The organism is Pedobacter sp. AC212 (assembly GCF_979258625.1).
In genome coordinates this window covers 2,011,685-2,033,154 of sequence record NZ_OZ409870.1, presented here as the reverse complement: position 1 = coordinate 2,033,154, position 21,470 = coordinate 2,011,685, and the positions used below count along the sequence as shown (strand labels likewise).

Annotated in this window: 17 protein-coding genes; 11 read left to right on the top strand and 6 right to left on the bottom strand. The window is 38.5% G+C overall.

Annotation, left to right across the window (positions count from 1 at the left end):
• Window positions 1-10: 10 nt before the first annotated feature.
• Window positions 11-1,264 (top strand): MFS transporter, encoded by a 1,254-nt coding sequence (locus tag ACZZZC_RS08750; RefSeq protein ID WP_463485714.1) that lies wholly within the window; start codon window positions 11-13, stop codon window positions 1,262-1,264.
• Between the two features lie 335 nt (window positions 1,265-1,599).
• Here ACZZZC_RS08750 and ACZZZC_RS08745 read toward each other — a convergent pair whose 3' ends face one another.
• Window positions 1,600-2,580: a glycoside hydrolase family 43 protein gene (locus tag ACZZZC_RS08745; RefSeq protein WP_463485713.1), complete on the bottom strand. Its 981-nt coding sequence runs from the start codon at window positions 2,578-2,580 to the stop codon at window positions 1,600-1,602.
• Window positions 2,581-2,601: 21 nt separating this feature from the next.
• On the opposite strand from ACZZZC_RS08745, the gene ACZZZC_RS08740 reads away from it, so the two are divergent.
• Together ACZZZC_RS08740 and ACZZZC_RS08735 are read left to right on the top strand one after the other, a co-directional pair.
• Window positions 2,602-2,796, top strand: a complete 195-nt coding sequence (locus ACZZZC_RS08740; protein ID WP_463486943.1) for a hypothetical protein — start codon at window positions 2,602-2,604, stop codon at window positions 2,794-2,796.
• Window positions 2,797-2,985: 189 nt separating this feature from the next.
• Window positions 2,986-3,993: an IS110 family RNA-guided transposase gene (locus ACZZZC_RS08735; RefSeq protein WP_463483753.1), complete on the top strand. Its 1,008-nt coding sequence runs from the start codon at window positions 2,986-2,988 to the stop codon at window positions 3,991-3,993.
• Window positions 3,994-4,242: 249 nt separating this feature from the next.
• Here the strand turns inward: ACZZZC_RS08735 and ACZZZC_RS08730 are convergent, their stop codons facing one another.
• Window positions 4,243-5,613, bottom strand: a complete 1,371-nt coding sequence (locus tag ACZZZC_RS08730) for a dipeptidase (protein ID WP_463485711.1) — start codon at window positions 5,611-5,613, stop codon at window positions 4,243-4,245.
• A 252-nt stretch (window positions 5,614-5,865) separates the two neighbouring features.
• Between ACZZZC_RS08730 and ACZZZC_RS08725 the strand changes: the two genes are divergently transcribed.
• From ACZZZC_RS08725 to ACZZZC_RS08715, 3 genes are read left to right on the top strand one after another with little or no spacing between them, the layout of a single operon-like run.
• A complete protein-coding gene (locus ACZZZC_RS08725; RefSeq protein ID WP_463485710.1) occupies window positions 5,866-6,840 on the top strand; it encodes a GDSL-type esterase/lipase family protein in 975 nt (324 codons plus the stop codon).
• A gap of 55 nt (window positions 6,841-6,895) precedes the next feature.
• Complete coding sequence (locus ACZZZC_RS08720) at window positions 6,896-7,453, top strand: PH domain-containing protein (RefSeq protein WP_463485709.1); 558 nt, start codon at window positions 6,896-6,898, stop codon at window positions 7,451-7,453.
• Window positions 7,446-8,954, top strand: coding sequence for a PH domain-containing protein (locus tag ACZZZC_RS08715; protein WP_463485708.1), 1,509 nt, complete (start codon window positions 7,446-7,448; stop codon window positions 8,952-8,954). The genes ACZZZC_RS08720 and ACZZZC_RS08715 overlap by 8 nt, the downstream gene beginning before the upstream one ends.
• A 181-nt stretch (window positions 8,955-9,135) precedes the next feature.
• Here ACZZZC_RS08715 and ACZZZC_RS08710 read toward each other — a convergent pair whose 3' ends face one another.
• On the bottom strand, window positions 9,136-9,459 hold the full coding sequence (locus tag ACZZZC_RS08710) for a DUF493 family protein (RefSeq protein ID WP_463485707.1): 324 nt from the start codon (window positions 9,457-9,459) through the stop codon (window positions 9,136-9,138).
• A gap of 277 nt (window positions 9,460-9,736) precedes the next feature.
• Here ACZZZC_RS08710 and ACZZZC_RS08705 point away from each other — a divergent pair, with 277 nt between their 5' ends.
• On the top strand, window positions 9,737-12,037 hold the full coding sequence (locus ACZZZC_RS08705) for an ATP-dependent helicase (protein WP_463486307.1): 2,301 nt from the start codon (window positions 9,737-9,739) through the stop codon (window positions 12,035-12,037).
• A gap of 47 nt (window positions 12,038-12,084) precedes the next feature.
• On the opposite strand, the gene ACZZZC_RS08700 is transcribed toward ACZZZC_RS08705, so the two are convergent.
• Window positions 12,085-13,230 carry an LGFP repeat-containing protein gene (locus ACZZZC_RS08700; RefSeq protein ID WP_463485706.1) on the bottom strand — a complete coding sequence of 382 codons (1,146 nt, stop codon included), beginning with the start codon at window positions 13,228-13,230 and terminating at the stop codon, window positions 12,085-12,087.
• Window positions 13,231-13,507: 277 nt separating this feature from the next.
• On the opposite strand from ACZZZC_RS08700, the gene smc reads away from it, so the two are divergent.
• The 3 genes from smc to ACZZZC_RS08685 all read left to right on the top strand — a co-directional run bounded on the left by smc (window position 13,508) and on the right by ACZZZC_RS08685 (window position 18,367).
• The gene (smc, locus tag ACZZZC_RS08695) at window positions 13,508-17,047 is read left to right on the top strand and encodes a chromosome segregation protein SMC (protein ID WP_463485705.1); all 3,540 of its coding nucleotides are present in this window, start codon (window positions 13,508-13,510) and stop codon (window positions 17,045-17,047) included.
• A 99-nt stretch (window positions 17,048-17,146) separates the two neighbouring features.
• The gene (locus ACZZZC_RS08690; protein WP_463485704.1) at window positions 17,147-17,344 is read left to right on the top strand and encodes a hypothetical protein; all 198 of its coding nucleotides are present in this window, start codon (window positions 17,147-17,149) and stop codon (window positions 17,342-17,344) included.
• A 48-nt stretch (window positions 17,345-17,392) separates the two neighbouring features.
• Window positions 17,393-18,367: a M28 family peptidase gene (locus tag ACZZZC_RS08685; RefSeq protein ID WP_463485703.1), complete on the top strand. Its 975-nt coding sequence runs from the start codon at window positions 17,393-17,395 to the stop codon at window positions 18,365-18,367.
• Here the strand turns inward: ACZZZC_RS08685 and rsmG are convergent, their stop codons facing one another.
• Window positions 18,368-19,003 carry a 16S rRNA (guanine(527)-N(7))-methyltransferase RsmG gene (rsmG, locus tag ACZZZC_RS08680; protein ID WP_463485702.1) on the bottom strand — a complete coding sequence of 212 codons (636 nt, stop codon included), beginning with the start codon at window positions 19,001-19,003 and terminating at the stop codon, window positions 18,368-18,370.
• 26 nt (window positions 19,004-19,029) lie between these two features.
• Window positions 19,030-20,241 carry a glycosyltransferase gene (locus ACZZZC_RS08675; protein ID WP_463485701.1) on the bottom strand — a complete coding sequence of 404 codons (1,212 nt, stop codon included), beginning with the start codon at window positions 20,239-20,241 and terminating at the stop codon, window positions 19,030-19,032.
• A 97-nt stretch (window positions 20,242-20,338) separates the two neighbouring features.
• Here ACZZZC_RS08675 and tgt point away from each other — a divergent pair, with 97 nt between their 5' ends.
• A complete protein-coding gene (gene tgt, locus ACZZZC_RS08670; protein ID WP_463485700.1) occupies window positions 20,339-21,469 on the top strand; it encodes a tRNA guanosine(34) transglycosylase Tgt in 1,131 nt (376 codons plus the stop codon).
• The last annotated feature ends 1 nt before the right edge of the window (window position 21,470 follow it).

Below are 21,470 nucleotides of genomic sequence, written 5' to 3'. Positions count from 1 at the left end.
CAGATAAATCATGTTCAAGCTCATACTCAACACCTATAAAACGTCTTTCAGCGGATTAAGCCGAGAAACCTGGCTTCTAAGCATTGTGATGATGTTTAACAGATGCGGAAGTATGGCCGTTCCATTTATGGGTTTATATGTTACGCAAAGTTTGCACCGCTCCGAAATGGATGCCGGCCTAATTATCACGTTATTCGGCGTGGGTTCCATCCTGGGTTCGGCGACTGGCGGAAAATTAACGGATATGATCGGTTTTCGCCCAGTACAAATCCTTTCCTCTATTATCGGTGGCATTTTATTCATTTTATTTTCCACCATTACACATTTTACTAGCTTGTGTATACTGGCAGTGGTGATCAGCTTTTTTTCGGAAGCCTTTCGACCGGCGAATTTTACGGCGGTTGCACATTATGCCACCGCAGGAACCATCACGAGGTCTTATTCATTAAACAGGTTGGCAGTAAATATTGGCTGGTCGGTTGGCATCAGTTTAGCTGGCATCATTGCCTCATTCAATTATAAATTACTTTTTATCGTTGAAGGTGGTGTAAGTATCATCGTAGGTTTGCTCATTTTATCTTTCCTTCCACAGGTAAAAGGATTCATAAAAAAGGCTAAAGAGAATGCCTTGAATATGGTAATTATGAAACCCTGGAAAGATATATTTTATGTGAAATTCATCTTATTAACCACCATATTTATTACCTGTGCTTTCCTGATGTTTAGGGTAGTTCCGGTTTTCTTTAAAGAACAATGGCACATTGATGAGTTTGCCATTGGGATTATTATTGGAATAAATGGAGCAGTAATCGCTTTGTTTGAGATGATTATGATCAATAAAATCGAGGCTAAACGACCGCCAATGTTCTTTATCATCATCGGAGCGATTTTCTTCGCAGTCTCTTACCTAATGCTTAGCGCACCAATTGGCTTCCATTTGGTTGGGGCAGTTTTGGTAATCATAATATTTACCGGCGGGGAAATGTTCTCGCTTCCTTTTATCAACACAATCGTTATTAGCCGAAGTAACGAGCATAATAGAGGCTTATATGCTGCTGGTTATACCTTAAGCTGGTCTTGCGCTCAGGTAATCGGCCCTTTGGCTGGTTTTTTTATTGCTAAAAACATGGGCTACAACTGGCTTTGGTTCGGCCTTGCCTGCATGTTATTGTGCTGCGCCTGGGGATTTAACAGGCTTGGAAAGGTGAAGACTGAAAGTTTGGAGTTGGGAGTTGAGGGTTCAGAGTTGAAAGTTCAAGGTTGAACGTTGAAAGTTTAAGGTTGAAAGTTGAATGTTGAAAGTTGAAAGTTCAAGGTTAAAAGTTGAAATTTCAAGGTTGAGAGTTTAAAGTTCAAAGTTCATGGATGAAAGTTCAGGGTTCAAAGTTGAGTAGGAACTTCCTATTTTAAACGGCATTGGCTAGTTATTAAACTTACCATCATTACCTACCATCTTGTACTTCTAATTTATAGCCTGTAACAAGGAACCTATAACTAAAAAAAGTTCAAAGCGGGATTTAAATTTGCTCCGCTTTGAACTTTTTATACAATATCTGGGTAAAGGTCGACTATCAAATCGCCGTTTTGTTATTTGAAAATCTACTTCACCTTTTGTGCTTTTACGCCTTCATTTGTGATTTTTACAGGTAGGATCTTTCCATCGGCATCAAATTTCATTTCATCAATGCAGGTAACCCGATGGTTACCATCCGTTTCACTTAATGGCCTGCGGTGATAAACAATGTGATAAGTACCTTTTTTCTCGTTAATCAATAAGGAGTGGTGCCCCGCCCCTCTTGCCACTTCCGGGTCTTGCTTCAAAATTTTATCAACCCTTTTAAACGGACCAAACGGCGAATCTGCAATGGCATAGGCTACAGAATAATCCGGGCCAGTCCAGCCGCCTTCGCTCCACATAAAGTAATATTTCCCATCTTTAATAAACATGTAAGGACCTTCAACATAGTTTTCCGGGGTAATTTCTTTGAAAGTAGTTCCATCTTCAAACGGGACAAAACCGGTAAAATCTTTGTTCAACTTGGCAATGTTACAATGCTTCCAACCTCCGTAAATTAAATAGTACTGACCATCCTTATCTTTAAAAACGAATTGATCAATGGGCTGTGCACCATTATGAAATTTATCAACCAAAGGCTTTCCTAAATGATCTTTGTATGGCCCTTCAGGCTTATCAGCAACGGCAACTCCAATTCCACCTACTTCGTTGTCGCTTTGAATGTCGTTTGCTCCGAAGAACAAGTAATACTTTTTATCTTTTTGAACAATCGCCGGGGCCCACATCGCTTTATTCGCCCACTTCACCGCAGCAGTATCTAAAACACGGGGATGTTTTTTCCATGTAACCAAGTCATCAGAGGAGAAAGCATCCAGAAAAACCTGCTCTTTATACCTTGCCGAATAGGTGGGATAAACCCAATATTTGTTGTTGAAAATCGCCGCTTCCGGATCTGCATACCAACCTTGAAATATGGGATTTCCTGATTGATTAATCGTTTTAGTACTTTGAGCAAAAGAACTAAGTCCTGCTAAAAGTAAAAGAGATGAGAATATGTATTTCATGTGCACAATTTATGAAAAAATATGAATTATAAAATTGAATATGATTTTGGGAAAAGCAAAGATCTCGTTACCATCGGTTTCTTCAGCCCCGCTCCCGTTTCTGCTCCGATGAAACCTGTGCAACAGGCAAGCATTCAAAAAAAAATAAATGCAGATGCTCAAATCGGGAGCATCCACTTTGATCCCTTAGGTTTGAATATTCTTAGAAATATTTGAGATTTGAATAAAACCTTAACGGCAGTGCTGCACTTTGGCTCGATCTAGGTTAAAGACCTAAAACCCGTATCAGAGCACTGCCGTTTGTTGAACAAGAACCATATAGAATTTTAGTCTTCGCTGGACCGTTAAGGGATTTAGTTTTATTCAACATTAAGGTTTGTTTTTTCCACTTAACAACCCAAAGTTATGAATTACAGATTATTTGCGGGCATCGATGTTTCAAAAATGAAAACAGATGTAGTGTTTTTTCTTACTGAAAATCCTGATGAGCAGTTTCATGGCACCTTTAGCAACAATGAGGAAGGCTGTAAGGAAATGGTGGCCTGGATGCAGGAGCTTACCGGCCTTTCGATTGCTGAGATGCTTTTTTGCGCAGAGGATACCGGACTCTACACACTTCCTATCTGCACCTATTTTGACGGACAGGGCGGAAATCTCTGGGTTGAGAACGCCCTGAGGCTTAAGCGCTCCCTTGGTCTAAAACGTGGCAAATCTGATAAGGCAGATGCTGCCGAAATAGCCAACTATGGTTTTTTACATAGGCGCAAAGCTGTTCTTTTTAAACTTCCGAGCAAAACCATAAGCAAGCTAAAGCATTTATTGAGCTGTAGAAAGCAGCTTGTGAAGCAACAGACGGCATTAAAAAACGCAAGTGGAGAGCTGGAAGCTTTCGATGGAGATTCAGCGGATTTTACATTGGAGATCAGGAAGTCACTGATCAAAGAATATGACAAGAAAATTGACATGATTGAAGCGGAACTTATAAGATGTGTAAAAGCGGACAAACTACTTGAAAAGCAATATCGTCTGGTCAACTCCGTATACTGTATAGGGCCTCAGACAGCGATGTTTATCGTGGTCCTTACGCAAGGATTCAGTCTGTTCGAGGATCCCAGGAAGTTTGCCTGTTATTGTGGTATTGCCCCTTTCGGAAATACCTCTGGAACAACACTAAAGGGGAAACCAAAGGTTAGCCACCTGGCAAATAAAAGAATAAAAACACTACTTACCATGTGTGCGCTCAACACAATCAAAAAGGATAATGAGTTCAAAAGGTATTATGACAGAAAGATACAAGAAGGAAAGCATCATTCAGCTGTTCTAAACGTATTGAGAAACAAACTGGTCAGCAGAGCTTTTGCAGCAGTATTGAAAGACAGACCCTATAAGAAAGATCTTTATAATGCTGCCTAAATATTTTAAAATTTATTTGCAAAAACCATAGAATACGGGTTTAGGCGGCCATTATGGTGGTGCTATGAAATTAAAACCGTTAACTATAAACCTGACAGCGCTAAATAGCCCGGAATGAAGCGCAGCTAAATGAGGACTATAAGCAATGGCAGGACTACAGTACCAATGAAAATCTGCCTTTCATTTTCAAAAAAAATCCCTGTCTGAACAAACAAACAGGGATTTTAACTTAGAATTATAAAAAACGACTTATTTACTTAGTTCTGCAAAATATTTATGGAACAAAGGCAAAGTTTCAATTCCTTTATAGTAATTGTAAATGTCGTATTTCTCGTTTGGTGAATGCAAGGCATCGCTATCTAATCCAAAGCCAAAAAGCACAGATTTTATACCCAAAACATCTTCGAATAAGGCTACGATTGGAATACTTCCTCCTCCACGTGTTGGAATGGCTTTTTTACCGAAGCTATCTTCAATCGCTTTTTCGGCAGCCTGATAGGCAATGCTATCGGTTGGCGTAACCACCGGTTCGCCACCGTGATGAGGCGTTACTTTTACCTTTACATTTTTAGGGGCAATGCTTTCAAAATGTTTGGTAAAAATTTCTGAGATTTCCTCAGAACTTTGATTTGGTACCAAACGCATCGAAATTTTCGCATTCGCTTTGCTTGGTAAAACGGTTTTAGCGCCTTCACCAATATAACCACTCCAAATTCCATTAACCTCCAAAGTCGGGCGGGTTCCTGTACGCTCTAAAGTAGAGTAACCTTTTTCGCCCCAAACCTCATCAATCGCTAAATCTTGCTTATATTCAGTTTCATCATAAGGAGCAGCATTTAAAGCTTTCTTCTCTTCATCACTCAATTCAACCACTTTATCGTAAAATGCAGGAATGGTAATGTGGTTATTTTCATCGTGTAGAGAAGCAATCATTTTGCACAATATTGTAGCCGGGTTAGCTACTGCACCGCCATAAACACCCGAATGTAAATCGCGGTTCGGACCAACAACTTCCACTTCCATATAAGCCAGGCCGCGTAAGCCCGTTTCTATTGAAGGATGCTCCATGCTGATCATCGAAGTATCAGAAATTAAAACCACATCGGCTTTCAAACGTTCTGCATTGTCTTTCACAAAAATGCCAAGATTTGCAGAACCAACTTCCTCCTCGCCTTCTATCATAAACTTAACGTTACAAGCCAAAGTATTGGTTTGCATCATCAATTCGAACGCCTTCACATGCATGTAAAACTGTCCCTTATCATCACAAGCACCACGAGCGTAGATTTTTCCATCGCGTACGGTCGGCTCAAACGGCGGTGTGTGCCATAATTCCAGGGGATCTGCAGGTTGCACATCGTAGTGACCATAAATTAAAACAGTTGGTAAAGCACTGTCTATTATTTTTTCACCGTAAACAATTGGATAACCAGCTGTTGGACATATTTCAACGTGATCTGCACCGGCATCTTTTAGTTTTTGCGCCACATAGTCAGCTGTTTTTAAAACATCAGCTTTATATTTTGGGTCGGCACTCACTGATGGAAAACGCAATAGTTCGAACAACTCGTCTAAAAAGCGTTGTTTGTGCGTTTCTACGTAATTTTTAATCTCTTGCATAACAAAATGAATTTGAGCAAATATATGATTTTACCATAAAAGCCCTTGATTTATCGTTTGTATTTTACTTTTATAACGTGTGTTTTTTGAGGAAGAAATTGGTTGATATCACTTAAATTTGACAAGACACTTAGTTTGTTAAGTAATTGTTGTTTTTAAATAAAATTCAACCTTACGAAATATTTTTTAAACCATTTTTTCGTAAATTGCACTTTTAAAATTATCCAAAAAGCCAAGAAATGATTCTTCACAATGAAAATTAGCATAAAGTTCAGTACTTTTTTAGTATTGCTATTTTCCATCACCATTTCTGGTTTTACGCAAACAACAAGCCCACCTCGGGTAAGTTGCCCTGAAGCAGCTCAGTTTTACGCTAGAGACAGTATTAATATTGTAACTTTTGGTGCAAGTACAGTTGAAGGAGTTAATGGAGCTGGTTTTCAAACTATGCTGAGAAACAACTTTTTGAATTGCTATCAAAACAAAGTTGTTGACATTACTAACCATGGTATTGGCGGCCAAACTACTTTTCAAGGCTTGTTACGAATAGATAATGCGATAAAAGACCGCACAGGTTTTATTGTAATTTCGATGGGCATTAATGATGCGTTGGCAATGGTTAACGGTAAAGGAAGCGTGGCCGAAACGGAGGCCAACATGCGTTCTTTGATTAGCATCAGTTTAAAGCAAAACCTGGTTCCAATTCTTTGTACACTACAAAATGTAGACGATAGAAACAGCACTCCGTTGGCTCAGGCAAACGTAAACATCAGGGCTTTAAATGTTGTTTATAGGCGTTTGGCCATTGAATATAAAATATATTTAGCAGATGTGAATGCAGCGATGCGGAGAGATTTCACCTTGTATCAAGATGCTTTTCATCCAAACGCCAGAGGTTATAGATTAATCAGCTATGTTATTTTCGATGCCATTAACAAAGCGATTTTTGATAAGTTTTTAATGTTTGTGGTTTCACAGAACTATCCAAATCCAGCCGGAACACAAACTTACCTTGATGTGGTTTTGCCAGAAACAGATAAACTTACCATACAGGTTTATGATATGATGGGCAGATTGGTAAAAACTGTTTTGAACGAATATATTAATACTGGTAAGCATACTCTGGAAATAAATACCTCTACTTTTGTCCCGGGGATCTATTTCTTCAAACTCACTTCCGATTCAGGGCAGTACAATGCTGCAAAAAAGTTTATTGTTGCGAGGTAACAAAAGATTACTGCTTTAGTCTTAAAACAGATTAATTAGTTTTATATCTTTAAAAATGCCTACTGACACTTTTACAAACGAAGCAATTGATATTAATTCGTTACCAAAATACGAAGAAATTTCTCTGAAAAAACCCCACTCCAATTATTGGAAAATCATTTGCATTAATTTAATCATCACTTTTCTAGTTATTGGCATTACTGCTGCTTTACTGATTTTTTTCAATGAGAAAATACAGCCACATGCATCAATCATCGTTAGCATTTATGTAGTAGTTGCCATTGTTACCGTTTTGCTTTTCTATGTTAGTTTTAAGAAACGTGGATATGCCATCAGAACCAAGGATGTAATTTACAAGAGTGGCATCATTGCCGAATCAACTACGATTGTGCCGCTAAATAGAATTCAGCATATCGAACTGAATGAAGGTTTTTTTTCGAGAATGTTTAATTTGGGTTCGCTGCAAATTTTTACTGCAGGTGGCCAAACAGGTCACCTCCATATTGCGGGCATACCAATTGATGAAGCAAAGAGCATAAGAGATTTGCTATTGAATAAACTCGAATTGCTTGAGACACCTGAAATTGAAACTAAACTGAAAGTTAATGAATAGCGATTTCAGTAAGCCCCAACGAGAGTCTGCTTTCGGAATAATCGTAATGGCAGCCCATACTGCGTTTAAAATTGGTAAGGCAACATTTTTCCTGGTTATTTATGCCTTTGTAAAAATGAGTGCAGCCTACACCGCATATGTACTTCTTGGTGTTGGTGTAATTATTTTGCTTTGTGTAGTTTTTTCTTATTTATGGTATCTAAACTTTACTTTTTTTCTAGATAAGGAAAAGCAGGAATTCGTAGTTAACAAGGGTATCTTAAATCGCGATCAGGTAATTATTCAGTTAGACAAGATTCAGCAGGTTAATATAAACCAAAATATCTTACAGAAAATGATTGGCGTTTATGGCCTCAAAATAGATACCGCCGGGGCAAGTGGAGAAGAAGTAAGTATCAAAGCCATTGACGAGGTTTCTGCTTATAATTTAAAGGAGCATTTATTAAAAGGCAAAACTGAAGCTACCGAACACGCCAATATATTAACAGATGAGCTACCAATAATCGATGAGGTTCCTTTTTTGAGAGTAAGTACCTGGACACTGTTTAAGGTTGGGCTAACCTCAAATTATGGGCAAAGTTTAACCGTAATCCTCGTATTCTTCATGTACACCGTTCAGGAAGCAAGGCATATTATGGACATTTTCGGCCTCGATAAAGGAGCTGTGCAAAGCACTGTTTTAGGTTTAGCCACCTTATTTTCTGTTGCCGTAATTGTGGTTATTTTTTTGATTGTGCTATTGTCAATCAACCTTATCAGAACTTTTTACAGGTATTTCCAACTGGAGGTAAGTCAGCATAAAAACTCCCTGCTATTATCGTCTGGCCTGATTGCGAAAAAAAATACCTTAATTAACCCTACCAAAGTTCAGATTACGAAACATAGCCAAAACTACTTTCAAAAGAAACTTAATCTCCTCAACATCAGTTTAAAGCAAGCACACTTTGGCGAAAGTAAAAAGGGTAAAGAAATGCAGGGCAATACGCTTGAAATTGTAGGATGTGACACTTTCGAAAGGGATGAACTATTGAAGATGATACTTGGACAGGTCCCAATTATAGGGAAAACTTTCGTTCCCGATTGGCGCTTTTTGAATTTGCCTATTTTCTTTAAACTGATTTTGCCAGTGACGATCTTTACGATTGTTGCTTTAAATGTTCCAGAAGTGAAACCCTTTCTGGGCTTCGCAGCAGCCTATTTCATTGTCGGAATTCTGATGATTTACATCAGTTACCGAAGGCACCGTATCTCCGTAAATCAGCAGTTTATTATCAAGAAAAGTGGAATTTGGGATGTTTCAAATGAAGTGATCGTTCCACACAAAATCCAGGCAATAACGGCTTCACAATATCCATGGCACAAAAGCGTAGATGTGGGACATTTGTGCCTACATACTGCAGCTGGACAAATTCATTTCAAATATGGGAATTACAGCGAGATCAAAACTTTAGTGAACTATTGGCTTTACCAGGTGGAGAGTGGTAATGAAAATTGGATGTAATAGTTTAGAGCTTGTTGCAACAGATCATTTAGGTTAACCCTATTTTTTTTTTGCAGAAATCATCTTTAGTCTGCAGGTCTAAAAAGATTCAAAATACTGAAATAGGTGGCAAATTTTTCCCGCAGATAACACAGATTTTCGCAGTTTTTTTACCAAAACCATCTTTGATCTGCGGGATAAATTATAGCGTCATTATACCTTTAATATTTGCTGTCTGTTTATAAATCGCAATTACTTCATCAGCACTTTGCATTTGTTTCTTTACTGTTATCGAAACATATTTGCCTGTTTTAGAAGGTTGTTCTAAAAATTCATCATTTGGCAAAACAGCACGAAGATCTTCGATTTTCTCTACACCGCCCGTCAAGATAAATTTGAAGTTGTAGATGCCTGGAAACTTTTCTACACTTTCCAGCTTCTCTTTTAAGTTAGCGTAAATATCTGTACTGTTTCCCTCTGGGATATTAGTGAATTCTATGTCCTTGTTTATTTTTTTCTCTTCCATAACTACGACATATCAAATTTTATTCCCAAATGGATAAGGTGAAATTTTGGCAGAAAAAAATCAGTGATTGTTAATTTACGAACTAGTTTAGCCAGTGAGATTACCTTCAACATAGATTGCAGTTCTCCTATTCGTGATTTGATTAGTGATCACCATTGGGAAGTTTATATTATACCCGACTTTTCCTTTTCAAAAAAAACGGGCCTCTATTTCTCCACAAATTCAATAAAAAACTTTTGAATTGTTATTTTTGAACCTCAAAAAAACAGGAGCCGATTTGGACTATTTAGAAGGATTAAACCCACAACAAAGAGCAGCAGTAGAGAATACAAAAGGACCGGTAATGATTGTTGCAGGTGCTGGTTCGGGCAAAACCCGTGTAATTACTTATCGCGTTGCGCACCTCATTCAAACAGGAACCGACCCTTTTAATATTCTGGTTTTAACCTTTACCAACAAAGCGAGTAAAGATATGCGTGAGCGTATTTCGAAAGTGGTTGGTGCTGAGGCTAAAAACATTTGGATGGGTACTTTTCACTCTGTTTTCGCGAAGATTTTACGGGTAGAGGCAGAGAAAATTGGCTATCCAAACAACTTTACCATTTACGATACCGATGATAGTAAGAGTGTTATCCGTGCCATTTTAAAGGAAATGCAGTTAGACGATAAGTTATACGCCGCAAACTTTGTTTTTGGACGTATCTCTTCGGCAAAAAATAATCTTATTTCCTGGGGTGAATATCAGTCAAACGATCAGATTCAGGCAGAAGACATTCAAAACAAGCGTCCTTTAATTGGCCAGATTTATGAGCAATATGCCAAACGTTGTTTCAGGGCTGGTGCCATGGATTTTGACGATTTACTGTTTAAAACCAATATTCTGCTAAAAGAACACCCTGAGGTGTTGAATAAATATCAACAGAAATTTAGGTATTTAATGGTGGATGAGTACCAGGATACCAACTTTTCGCAATATACCATTGTGAAAAAACTGGCCGCTGCTTACCAGAACATTTGCGTGGTTGGTGATGATGCACAAAGTATCTACGCCTTTCGTGGAGCCAATATTCAAAACATCTTAAACTTCGAACGCGATTACCCTGATTTGAAGGTTTATAAACTGGAGCAAAACTACCGCTCTACCCAAAATATCGTTGATGCCGCCAGTAGCATTATCGCCAACAACAAAAATCAGTTGGAAAAAAATGTTTTCTCAGAAAATGTAGAGGGCGATAGAATCAAGGTTTCCCGTGCTTTTACTGATAATGAAGAGGGTAAATTGGTAGCCGAATCAATTATTCAGGAACGCGGTTTGAAAGGTTACCAATACCACGATTTTGCCATTCTATACCGTACCAATGCGCAAAGCAGAGCAATGGAGGAAGGCCTACGCAAGCTGAATGTTCCTTATAAAATATATGGTGGTACTTCTTTCTATCAAAGGAAAGAGATTAAGGATTTAATTGCTTACTTCCGTTTAACTTTTAATCCGAAGGATGAAGAAGCCATTAAAAGGGTAATCAATTATCCAAAACGTGGAATTGGAGACACTTCCATCGATAAAATCATCGTAGCTGCCGATCAAAATAATATCACCATGTGGGATGTAATTTCGAATGCGCATCAATACGTTGATGGTCGATTGGCTAACCAACTGAACGACTTTTCGATGATGGTTCAGAGTTTTCAAGCAGAGGCTAAAAAGCTTGATGCTTACGATTCAGCTTTGTTTATTGCACAACACGCAGGCATATTGAAGGAACTTTATACCGATGATAGCGTTGAAGGTAGGGCAAGATACGAAAACATTCAGGAGTTATTAAATGGTATAAAAGAGTTTGCGGAGCGTGAAGATATCGAAGAAAAAGGCCTGGATATTTTTATGCAGGATGTAGCGCTTTTAACCAATGATGATAAGGACGGCGACAAAAACAAGGATACGGTTTCGTTGATGACGATTCACTCTGCCAAAGGTTTGGAGTTTAAAAACGTATTTATTGTCGGCCTGGAGGAGAACCTTTTTCCATCGCAAATGTCGGTTAATTCCCGTTCCGATTTGGAAGAAGAACGCCGTTTATTTTATGTGGCCATTACACGTGCTGAAATTAAGCTAACCATAACTTACGCTACTTCTCGTTACCGTTGGGGAACATTAACTAACTGTGAACCAAGCCGTTTTATCAACGAAATTAATCCCAGATTTTTAGAGTTGGATGTGAAACCTGCTAAAAGCAACGTTTTTGAAGGCAACTTTGATGATGAACGCAAAACCTGGACTTCTCAACCTCGTGATTTCTTTAGCAAACCAAAACCTGCGAGCACTACTTCTGCCCCACCTCCTCGTCCGAAAACAACTTCGCTATTGGCAAAGGCACACGTTCCAACCCCTGGTTTCGCCCCCTCACAACCACACGAATTTCAAGGTGGCATGGAAGTAGAACACGAAAAATTTGGCTTTGGAAAGATTATTAGTCTGGAAGGAAATTTACCTGATGTTAAGGCAACCGTATTTTTCCAGGGTTTGGGCAACAAGCAGTTGTTATTGAAATTTGCAAAGCTGATGATTGTGAAAAATTGATATTGTATAAGGCTTAGCTGCCTTACACAATATCAGTACAAGCGCATTTAAGCCGGCACTATACCAAAATATACTTTGTAATTTGCATTGTGGCCGCGAAGGTTATTGGTAGAAAACTTGTAACCTACATTTTTATAATTTGAATTGTTGGTTCGTCTGGCCAGGAGGATAAGGTCTTTACCGGTGAGTACAATCCTTTCGCTTCCAATCTTATCATCGCCAAAGCCAAATAAATTATTTACCGCTTTCGCCACCTCCGGAATAAATTTTTGAATCAAGGGGCCTACCACCGCTGCAATTGCACCGCCAACAACAGGAATAAGTCCCAAAGCGGCAGTTCCTAAACCATGTGCTGCTGTCATAGCGGTCTGAATTTCCTTTCTAAATTTTTCTGGATCACCATGATCATTCTCCATTAACGTGATTTCAAGAATCAAACCATTGGGTTTGCCTCTGTAAATTTCAATCAAGTCAGGTCTTGATGTATCAGAATCTACTTTGCTATAGGTTTGCGATCTAAAGGCGGCACCAGAAAATGGTGAGACCACTCCCATCAATACATATGGCTCGTCTGCGCCAGATGTTTCGCCTGTTTCTCTCAAACAAATTAAGCCGGTATAGTGGAGCACAACATCATTTAAATCCAATGCACCGGTATCTGGCCACCAGTAAATACCGCCGTGTTGAAAGGAATTAACCCTTCCACCATCCGGAAAGTTACTTTCATCAGAGGTTGGATAACCTAAATACGATCTTTCCCAACCCAATTCTGCCCATCTCCTGCGAATGTCGCCCCAAATTGCTTGAGCTCCAGTCTGTGGCGACCACATAATGGTGGCCTGATCGCCGTTGAAGTGATTGAATCGCCCTGTTCCATCCCAGCAAGGAGATTCATCGGTATTGGGTATGCCCCAATTTACGCCGCCTAAAGCAACCCACTTTTGGTAAATGGCACCATGGATTTCCAATACAGATCTAGTATTGCTATTGTAACAAACACAGGCCAATTCGCCGTACCAGGCAATCCCATCTTTCCTTAAAAGCTGACCAAGAAACTTACTTCCACCCAGTTCATCGAAGCGCTTTTTTAACTTCGACTCAATACTTGAGATTACCGCGGTTTCTAGTTTCTTAGGAAACTTGTAATCTTTTAAAGCTTCTACAGAAACTTTTAATGATGATAACTTTGACATAACATTTATAGTTTAAATAAGAGGTAAATAATTCTTTAACTACATCACTTAAATCGATTAAGCTGATACGAAGTTGTAAAATTAAACAGCTGTTAATCAGATAAATGAGCAAATCGCGGCTATTGGCTAGCGAATTGCCAGTATCAATGAGTAAGAATTTGATATTGGTGTTAAGAATTAGCTGATGTGTTGTAATTTATTTATTTCGTGGACAAGAAACACTTGAAAAACCCCAAAATTTCCTTAATATTGGATTCCGTTCTCTCGTTGAAACACCATGCAACTCACCCGATTAGAAATTAAAGGATTTAAAAGCTTTGGCGACAAGGTGACCATCAATTTTAATGAAGGTGTTACAGCGATTGTTGGCCCGAACGGTTGCGGAAAATCGAATGTAATTGATGCCATGAGATGGGTGCTGGGTGAGCAAAGTACAAAAGCCTTGCGTTCTGAAAAGATGGAAAACATCATCTTTAATGGCACAAAAAACCGTAAACAAGCCCAATTAGCAGAGGTTTCCTTAAGCTTTGATAATACCAAAAACATTCTCCCAACAGCTTACTCTCAGGTTACAGTAACCCGTAAACTCTATCGGAATGGCGATAGCGAATACCGTTTGAATGATGTTCAATGCCGTTTGAAAGATATTACCGACCTATTTCTAGACACCGGAATTGGCTCTGATAGTTACTCCATTATCGAACTTAAAATGGTCGATGAAATTATCACAAATAAAGAACATAGCCGACGATCTTTGTTTGAGGAAGCCTCAGGAATATCGAAATACAAACTCCGCAAGAAACAAACTTTCAGTAAATTAAAAGACACTGAAGCCGACCTTGAGCGTGTGGAAGATTTGCTTTTTGAAATCGAAAAAAACTTAAAAACCCTCGAAAATCAAGCTCGCAAAGCCGAACGCTATTATAAATTAAAGGAGCAATATCGTGAGCTAAGTGTTCAATTGGCAACCCATCGAATTGCCTTTTTCCGTACTGATTTAAATGCATTGGAGAGCCAGGAGCAAAACCAGCAGGTACTAAGAACTGAACTCAGCACCAAAATTGATACTCATGAAGCTGAACTGCAAAAGCTCAAACTGGGCAGTATAAATCAAGAAAAAAACCTTTCCATTCAGCAAAAAGCAACTAACGAACTGGTTTCAAAAATTCGTGCTTACGAAAGCGAGAAGAAAGTAAAAAATGAACAAATGCGTTTTTTGCAAGAAAAAGAAACGCGTTTATCGGGAGAGCTGGAGAAAGATAAAAACCAAGTTAACCACATCAAATACAATATCAAGCGTTTAAATGAAGAGGTTTTAACTGAAACAGAAGTTTTCAACAAACTAGAATCTGACTTAAAGCTCCTAAAATCTTCTCTGGATACGCTACGCGAACAACAGCAGACAGAAAAAAACAGAGTTGATAACCTAATAAAATCCGTTAATGAATTACAAAACCAGGTTTATCAATCGCAAAAGGAGATAGACATTTTAAACATCCAAAAGGATGCCCTGGTGCAGGAAACCAACAGAAATGTTGATGATACTGAAACGAAAACATCAGAACTCAAAGCTTTTGATCATGCTTTGGCTGAATTGGATATTCAGGTTACGGAAAAGCAAAGCCAGATTAAACAGCTAAAAGAGGCTGAAGAAATCTTAAAGGAAAAATTAGCTCAATCGGAAATTAACTTAAGCACTAACAAGGAAAAACTTACCGCCGAAAACCGTAAGAAAGATGCCAAGCAGAATGAATACAACCTTACAAAATCGCTTGTAGACAGTTTGGAGGGCTTCCCAGAATCTATCCGTTTCTTAAAAAAGAACAATGCTTTTGCAAAAAGTGCTTTGCTCCTATCGGATATTTTATTCTGTAATGAAGACTACCGGATTGCTATTGAGAATTATCTGGAACCGGTAATGAACCATTATGTGGTTGATCATTATTCTGATGCCGTTCAGGCAATTAACTTATTAACGGATGCCAGTCGTGGGCGGGCGAATTTTTTCATTTTGGAAAATATCCCTGATAAAAACCCAACGTTGAACACACATGAAGGCTTAATTTCAGCCTTATCTGTTATCGAGGTAGATAAAAAGTACCAGCATCTCTGCAACTTACTTTTGCAAAATGTATATATCGCTGTTGAAGAGCAGGAAAATTTTTTCAGAACCAAATCAACCGAAACCGCAACCATTCTGGCAAAAAATGGAAAATATGCACAGACGAAGTTCACTTTGGCAGGTGGTTCAGTAGGATTGTTTGAGGGTAAAAGAATCGGTCGTGCTAAAAACCTGGAGAATTTAGCAAAGGAAATTAAAGCTTCAGAATCGCTGATTAACCAGTACACTACAGCAATTACCGCTGAAACCGATAATATTTTTAATCTAAAAGAAGCATCAAAAGTAAACCAGATTAATGCTTTGCAACAAGAGTTGAATCGTTTCATTAACGAACAAATTTCTGTTCAAACACGTCGCGATCAATACCAGGAATTTATTACAACCAGTGAAAATCGCAAAACCGATATAGCCCAGAAAATCGTTTCCATAGAGAAATCTCTATCGGAAAAATTGCCTGCCTTGGTTAATTTACAGAAAAAGCAGCAGCAAGACCATTTGAATCTTCAGGAACAACAAATCAATTATCAGGAGCTGGCCGACCAGGTAAATGACTCAGCTGGTAAGTATAACCAGGACAATATCCGCTTCCATCAACAACAAAACAAACTATCGAGCCTGGAGAAAGATTTAGACTACCGATTTGTACAGGAAGAAGCTTTGAACAAGCGCATTGCCCAGAACGACAAAGAACTTCAGGACACTTTAACGCAAATTACAGCAACTTTACAACATACCGATTTGAGCGATGACACGCTTTTGGAAATGTATCAACAGCGTGAAGAAATGGAAAAAGGTCTTGCTGATGTTGAAAAAGAGTACTTTGAAGGCAAAGGCAATATTAATGAGTTGGAGAATAACCTGACCAATATTCGCAAGAGCCGGGAGGAAACGGATTTCCTTTTAACCGAGATAAAGGATAAAAAAAATACACTTAAAATCGACCTGAACTCCCTAAAAGAGCGATTGGCAGTAGAATTCAATATCGACATTAACGATCTTCTTGATACCGAAAGCGAAGTAGAAGCATCTGAAAGTGAGTTTGAGATTCGTCAGAAAGTAGAAAAAATGAAGCGCCAACTGGATGAGTTTGGTGCCATTAACTCCATGGCGATGGAAGCGTTTAAGGAAATGGAAGAGCGTTACATTTTTATCCAAAATCAGAAAAAGGATCTTAACGCAGCCAAAACCGACCTTTTGCAAACGATAAAAGAGATTGATGATACTGCAAAAGAAAAATTCATGCAGGCTTTTACACAGGCACGGGAACATTTCATTGTGGTTTTCCGGTCTCTTTTTAACGAGGAAGACAGCTGTGATTTGATCTTATCTGATGTCAACAATCCTTTAGAGGCAGATATCGACATCGTTGCGAGGCCTAAAGGTAAAAGACCGCTATCGATCAACCAATTATCTGGAGGTGAAAAAACACTTACTGCCACTGCTTTACTGTTCTCGCTTTATCTGCTGAAACCAGCTCCGTTCTGTATATTTGATGAGGTTGATGCCCCTTTGGATGATACTAACATCGATAAGTTTAACAATATTATTAGAAAATTTTCCGATCAATCACAGTTTATTATAGTGTCTCATAATAAAAGAACTATTGCCAGTACCGACATTATTTATGGCGTTACGATGGTAGAACAAGGTGTCTCTAGAGTTGTAGCGGTTGATTTAAGAGAAGTTGCAGCTTAAGCTGAGAGCTTAGCGGCTAAAGCAGAATACTAATATCTAAAAATGCTTTCCGTAACATTGGTAAATTCAAATTCTGGTGAAGTTCTTATAAACGCTGTCATGCTGAGGCACGAAGCATCTGCAGCCGATGAAACACCTGCCTGCGGTAGGCAGGGATACTTCGTGCCTCAGGATGACAAAACCACAACTCCACAACAGCATAAAAAACTATATTTCCATTTCAATGTCTCAATAATTAATATCTTTAAACATAATTTAATCATCACGTCATTGCGAAGCATGTTCTTTAATTTCTAATTAAGTTTTAGGATTGCTTCGTGCCTCGCAATGACGAAAAAAAACAACATGAAAATCCTTTATATTATCCCCTTAGCCATGATGCTAAGTTGCTGTTCATCAGTTAAAAATCAAACTTCCGCTGGCTCAGGCAAACTAGATACCCAACTTTTAAAAGATGTGGAAGTTTTATCTTCCGACGCCTATCAGGGGAGAAAAACCGGCACAAAAGGTGCTGAAATGGCGAGAGCTTACATTATTGAGCGTTTTCAAAAACTTGGTCTAAAATCTTATCCTCAAAATGTTAACTACGCACAAGAATTTACATTTAATGCCAGAGGTGGAGCAAAAGTAAACGGCACAAATATCATTGGCTACATTCCTGGCAAAGGAACAGATGTGATTGTAGTTTCAGCTCATTATGACCACCTGGGAGTCGTTAAGGATCAGGTATTTAATGGTGCCGATGACAATGCATCAGGTACGGCAGGCTTACTTAAAATTGCTGCCTACTTTGCTAAGAACAAGCCTAACAATACGATCATCTTCGCCTCATTTGATGCAGAAGAAATGGGTTTACAGGGCGCAAAAGCATTTGTGGCTAATCCACCTGTAAATATCAATACCATCGCAGTAAACATAAATATGGATATGATTAGCCATAGCGACAAAGGTGAACTGTACGTAGCTGGTACATTCAAATATCCAGAGTTAAAGAAATATATTGATACCAACAGAAAAGAAATCAAAGTTATTTTAGGCCATGATGATCCGAAAATGGGGCATGATGATTGGACAAACCAAAGCGATCAGGGCGCATTCAATGCTAAAAATATTCCTTTCCTATATTTTGGCGTTGAAGACCATAAAGATTATCATAAAGCAACAGATGAGTATTCTACAATCACTAAACCATTTTTTAGCGATGCCGCGAATGCTGTTCTAGAGGTTGTTAAAGCAGTAGATAAACAAACTGGTTTGCAACAATTATTAAAAGACAAAATGAGGATGATGGATAATCCGCAGAAGGTAAATAAGTTTTAGCTACTGCGGAACGTACACTACATATTTAGTTTCAAAAAAATCTTCCTCAAAAAATTCTGAAAGCGGATACAATTCTGCTTTCAGTTTTGATTCCTTTATTTCTTCCTCTAAATCGCCACCTTTCAAATATAAAATACCATTTGGAATGGCATTAATGGCGTCTTTTTTGAATTTACCTTGAATCCAGGGATAAAATTCGCCTAAACGAGTAACTGCTCTGGAGACAACAAAGTTGAATTTTTCTTTAACCTGTTCTGCCCTTAAATGATCGGCTTTTAAATTATTCAATCCCAAAGCAGAAGCCACTTCCTTAACCACTTTTATTTTTTTTCCAATTGAATCGACCAATTGAAACTGGGTCTCTGGAAACAAAATAGCTAATGGAATGCCAGGAAAACCTCCGCCTGTACCCACATCTAAAACCGATTCACCGGCTTTGAAAGTACAGATCTTTGCTATACCAAGCGAATGCAGTACATGGCGTTCGTATAATTCTTCAATGTCTTTTCTGGAAATTACATTGATTTGAGCATTCCAAAAAACGTATAATTCAAACAGTTGCGTAAACTGATCGATTTGTTGCGCAGTTAAATCAGGAAAATATTTTAGAATGATATCAGGTTTTACATCAGCCATGCGGTAATTCTTAAAGGTTTTTTTACTTATTTCCAATTCACTTTTTTCTTTCCAAATAGGGCAAGAAAGCCGTTAAGGGTTAAAAAGAAAAACAAAAGTATATCTAAAATCGGGAACCACCAACGTAAATCACCATAGTTTAAACGTTTCAGCAATTTCGGATAAACGAAACAACGGATCACGATACTCAGCAGCAATATTCCACCAGCAATATACTGGGCTTCCCGGCTTAAAAACATACATCCTGCAAAGAATCCATAAAATAGAAATTGGATAATGATCTGCAGACTTAAAATGAATTTATGTTTCGACTTATACATTTTACCCGCACCGAAATGACGCTTTTTTTGGCGCAGATAGCCGGCCCAAGTATGGTTCGGCTCACTCCAAACATGACTTTCTTGATTCATTCTAATTTCGGTATTGTGCTTGTTGGCATGTGCGTTAACAAATAAATCATCATCCCCCGAAGGGATATGCATGTGAGCGGCAAAACCTTTGTGCTTAAAAAAAAGCGATTTTTTATAGGCCATGTTTCTACCTACTCCCATGTAAGGCATCCCTTTTATAGCAAAACCCAGATAATTTACCGCTGTAAAAAAGGTTTCAAAACGAATTAAGGCATTTAATAGGCCTCTTCGTTTTAAATAAGGTGAGTAGCCCAAAACAATTTCTACATTTTCATCGCGTGGCTGTTGCATATCCATTAACCAACTATCAGAAGCAGGCGTACAATCGGCATCAGTAAAAACCAACCAATCGTATTTTGCAGCCTTAATTCCCATAGTTACAGCAAACTTTTTACCCGCGAGGAATTTATCATTATCTAAAATCTTCACTACTTTCAGGTTGGAATACTTTTTCTCCCAGGCCTCCAAAAATTCTTCTGTACCATCCCAAGAGCGGTCGTTAACCACTACAACTTCAAAATTCGGGTAATTCTGATTGAGTACTGAGGGAAGATATTGTTCGAGATTTTTGATCTCATTTCTCGCACAGATGATTACACTTACTGGCTTCTGAGCTATTTTGGGTACTTCTTCAATATTGGTATTGGCGAGTTTCAAATGAACGAATAGAACATAGTAAAGTTGCACAAGTAAGCAAAACGCCAATAAAGAGAGCAAAATATTTTCAAGCAGGGTTAATATCACGATGTTAAAATAAATAGGCGCAAATTTCACATTTTTAATCTGCAATACGCCTGATGTTGAAAAAAATAGGTCGCATAAACACATAATTAAATTTTGGGGATCATTCTATCCATTAGCTTTAGGCACTAAACGCTAGAAGATTACCTACAGGTGCGCTAAATTTGTTACTTTTGCAACCTATATGAAATTTACTTTACAGGCTAACGATCCTTTATCAAAAGCCAGAGCAGGAACGGTTACAACCGCCCACGGAGAGATACAAACGCCAATTTTTATGCCTGTTGGCACCGCAGGAACTGTGAAGGCTGTGCATCAGCGAGAGCTAAAGGAAGATATTGAAGCACAAATTATACTGGGAAATACCTACCATTTATATTTAAGACCAGGGTTGGATATTTTAGAAGGTGCTGGAGGTTTGCATAAATTTATAGGCTGGGATCGTCCGATTTTAACAGATAGCGGAGGCTATCAAGTATACTCGTTAAGTAAAGTTCGAAAGATAAAAGAAGAAGGCGTAACGTTTCATTCGCACATTGATGGCTCAAAACATTTGTTTACACCAGAATATGCTATGGACATTCAGCGGACTATTGGCGCTGATATTATCATGGCATTCGATGAATGTACGCCATATCCTTGCGATTATACCTATGCAGCTGAATCAATTAAAATGACCCATCGCTGGTTGAAGCGATGCTGCACTCATTTTGATAATACAGAACCAAAATATGGCTTCGACCAGACGTTGTTCCCTATTGTACAAGGGTCGGTTTATAAAGATCTGCGGATAAAATCTGCTGAATTTATTGCCAGCATGAACCGTGAAGGGAACGCCATTGGAGGTTTATCTGTTGGAGAACCTGCTGAGGAAATGTATGCCATGACGGAAGTGGTTTGCGATATATTACCTTACGAAAAACCCCGTTATTTAATGGGTGTTGGAACACCAATTAATATTCTGGAAAACATTGCGCTTGGTGTAGATATGTTCGATTGTGTAATGCCTACAAGAAATGCCCGTAACGGAATGCTTTTTACCCGAAATGGAATAATCAATATCAGAAATAAGAAGTGGGAAAATGATTTTTCTCCTTTAGATGCAGAAAGTGACTTACACGCCGACCAGGTGACCAGCAAGGCTTACCTCAGACATCTGGTTCATAGCAAAGAGATGCTTGGCGCACAAATTGCAACATTGCATAATTTACACTTCTATCTGTGGTTAGTGAAGCAAGCCCGCGAAAAAATAATTGCTGGCGAATTTTACGAATGGAAAAACAAAATGGTCAAAATTTTAGGCAATAAACTATAAA

Excerpts from the sequence above, each read along its gene's own strand:
- ACZZZC_RS08750 (WP_463485714.1), top strand. The coding sequence starts at position 11 with ATGTTCAAGCTCATACTCAACACCTATAAAACGTCTTTCAGCGGATTA.
- ACZZZC_RS08745 (WP_463485713.1), bottom strand. The coding sequence starts at position 2,580 with ATGAAATACATATTCTCATCTCTTTTACTTTTAGCAGGACTTAGTTCT.
- ACZZZC_RS08740 (WP_463486943.1), top strand. The coding sequence starts at position 2,602 with ATGAATTATAAAATTGAATATGATTTTGGGAAAAGCAAAGATCTCGTT.
- ACZZZC_RS08735 (WP_463483753.1), top strand. The coding sequence starts at position 2,986 with ATGAATTACAGATTATTTGCGGGCATCGATGTTTCAAAAATGAAAACA.
- ACZZZC_RS08730 (WP_463485711.1), bottom strand. The coding sequence starts at position 5,613 with ATGCAAGAGATTAAAAATTACGTAGAAACGCACAAACAACGCTTTTTA.
- ACZZZC_RS08725 (WP_463485710.1), top strand. The coding sequence starts at position 5,866 with ATGAAAATTAGCATAAAGTTCAGTACTTTTTTAGTATTGCTATTTTCC.
- ACZZZC_RS08720 (WP_463485709.1), top strand. The coding sequence starts at position 6,896 with ATGCCTACTGACACTTTTACAAACGAAGCAATTGATATTAATTCGTTA.
- ACZZZC_RS08715 (WP_463485708.1), top strand. The coding sequence starts at position 7,446 with ATGAATAGCGATTTCAGTAAGCCCCAACGAGAGTCTGCTTTCGGAATA.
- ACZZZC_RS08710 (WP_463485707.1), bottom strand. The coding sequence starts at position 9,459 with ATGGAAGAGAAAAAAATAAACAAGGACATAGAATTCACTAATATCCCA.
- ACZZZC_RS08700 (WP_463485706.1), bottom strand. The coding sequence starts at position 13,230 with ATGTCAAAGTTATCATCATTAAAAGTTTCTGTAGAAGCTTTAAAAGAT.
- smc (WP_463485705.1), top strand. The coding sequence starts at position 13,508 with ATGCAACTCACCCGATTAGAAATTAAAGGATTTAAAAGCTTTGGCGAC.
- ACZZZC_RS08690 (WP_463485704.1), top strand. The coding sequence starts at position 17,147 with ATGCTGAGGCACGAAGCATCTGCAGCCGATGAAACACCTGCCTGCGGT.
- ACZZZC_RS08685 (WP_463485703.1), top strand. The coding sequence starts at position 17,393 with ATGAAAATCCTTTATATTATCCCCTTAGCCATGATGCTAAGTTGCTGT.
- rsmG (WP_463485702.1), bottom strand. The coding sequence starts at position 19,003 with ATGGCTGATGTAAAACCTGATATCATTCTAAAATATTTTCCTGATTTA.
- ACZZZC_RS08675 (WP_463485701.1), bottom strand. The coding sequence starts at position 20,241 with ATGTGTTTATGCGACCTATTTTTTTCAACATCAGGCGTATTGCAGATT.
- tgt (WP_463485700.1), top strand. The coding sequence starts at position 20,339 with ATGAAATTTACTTTACAGGCTAACGATCCTTTATCAAAAGCCAGAGCA.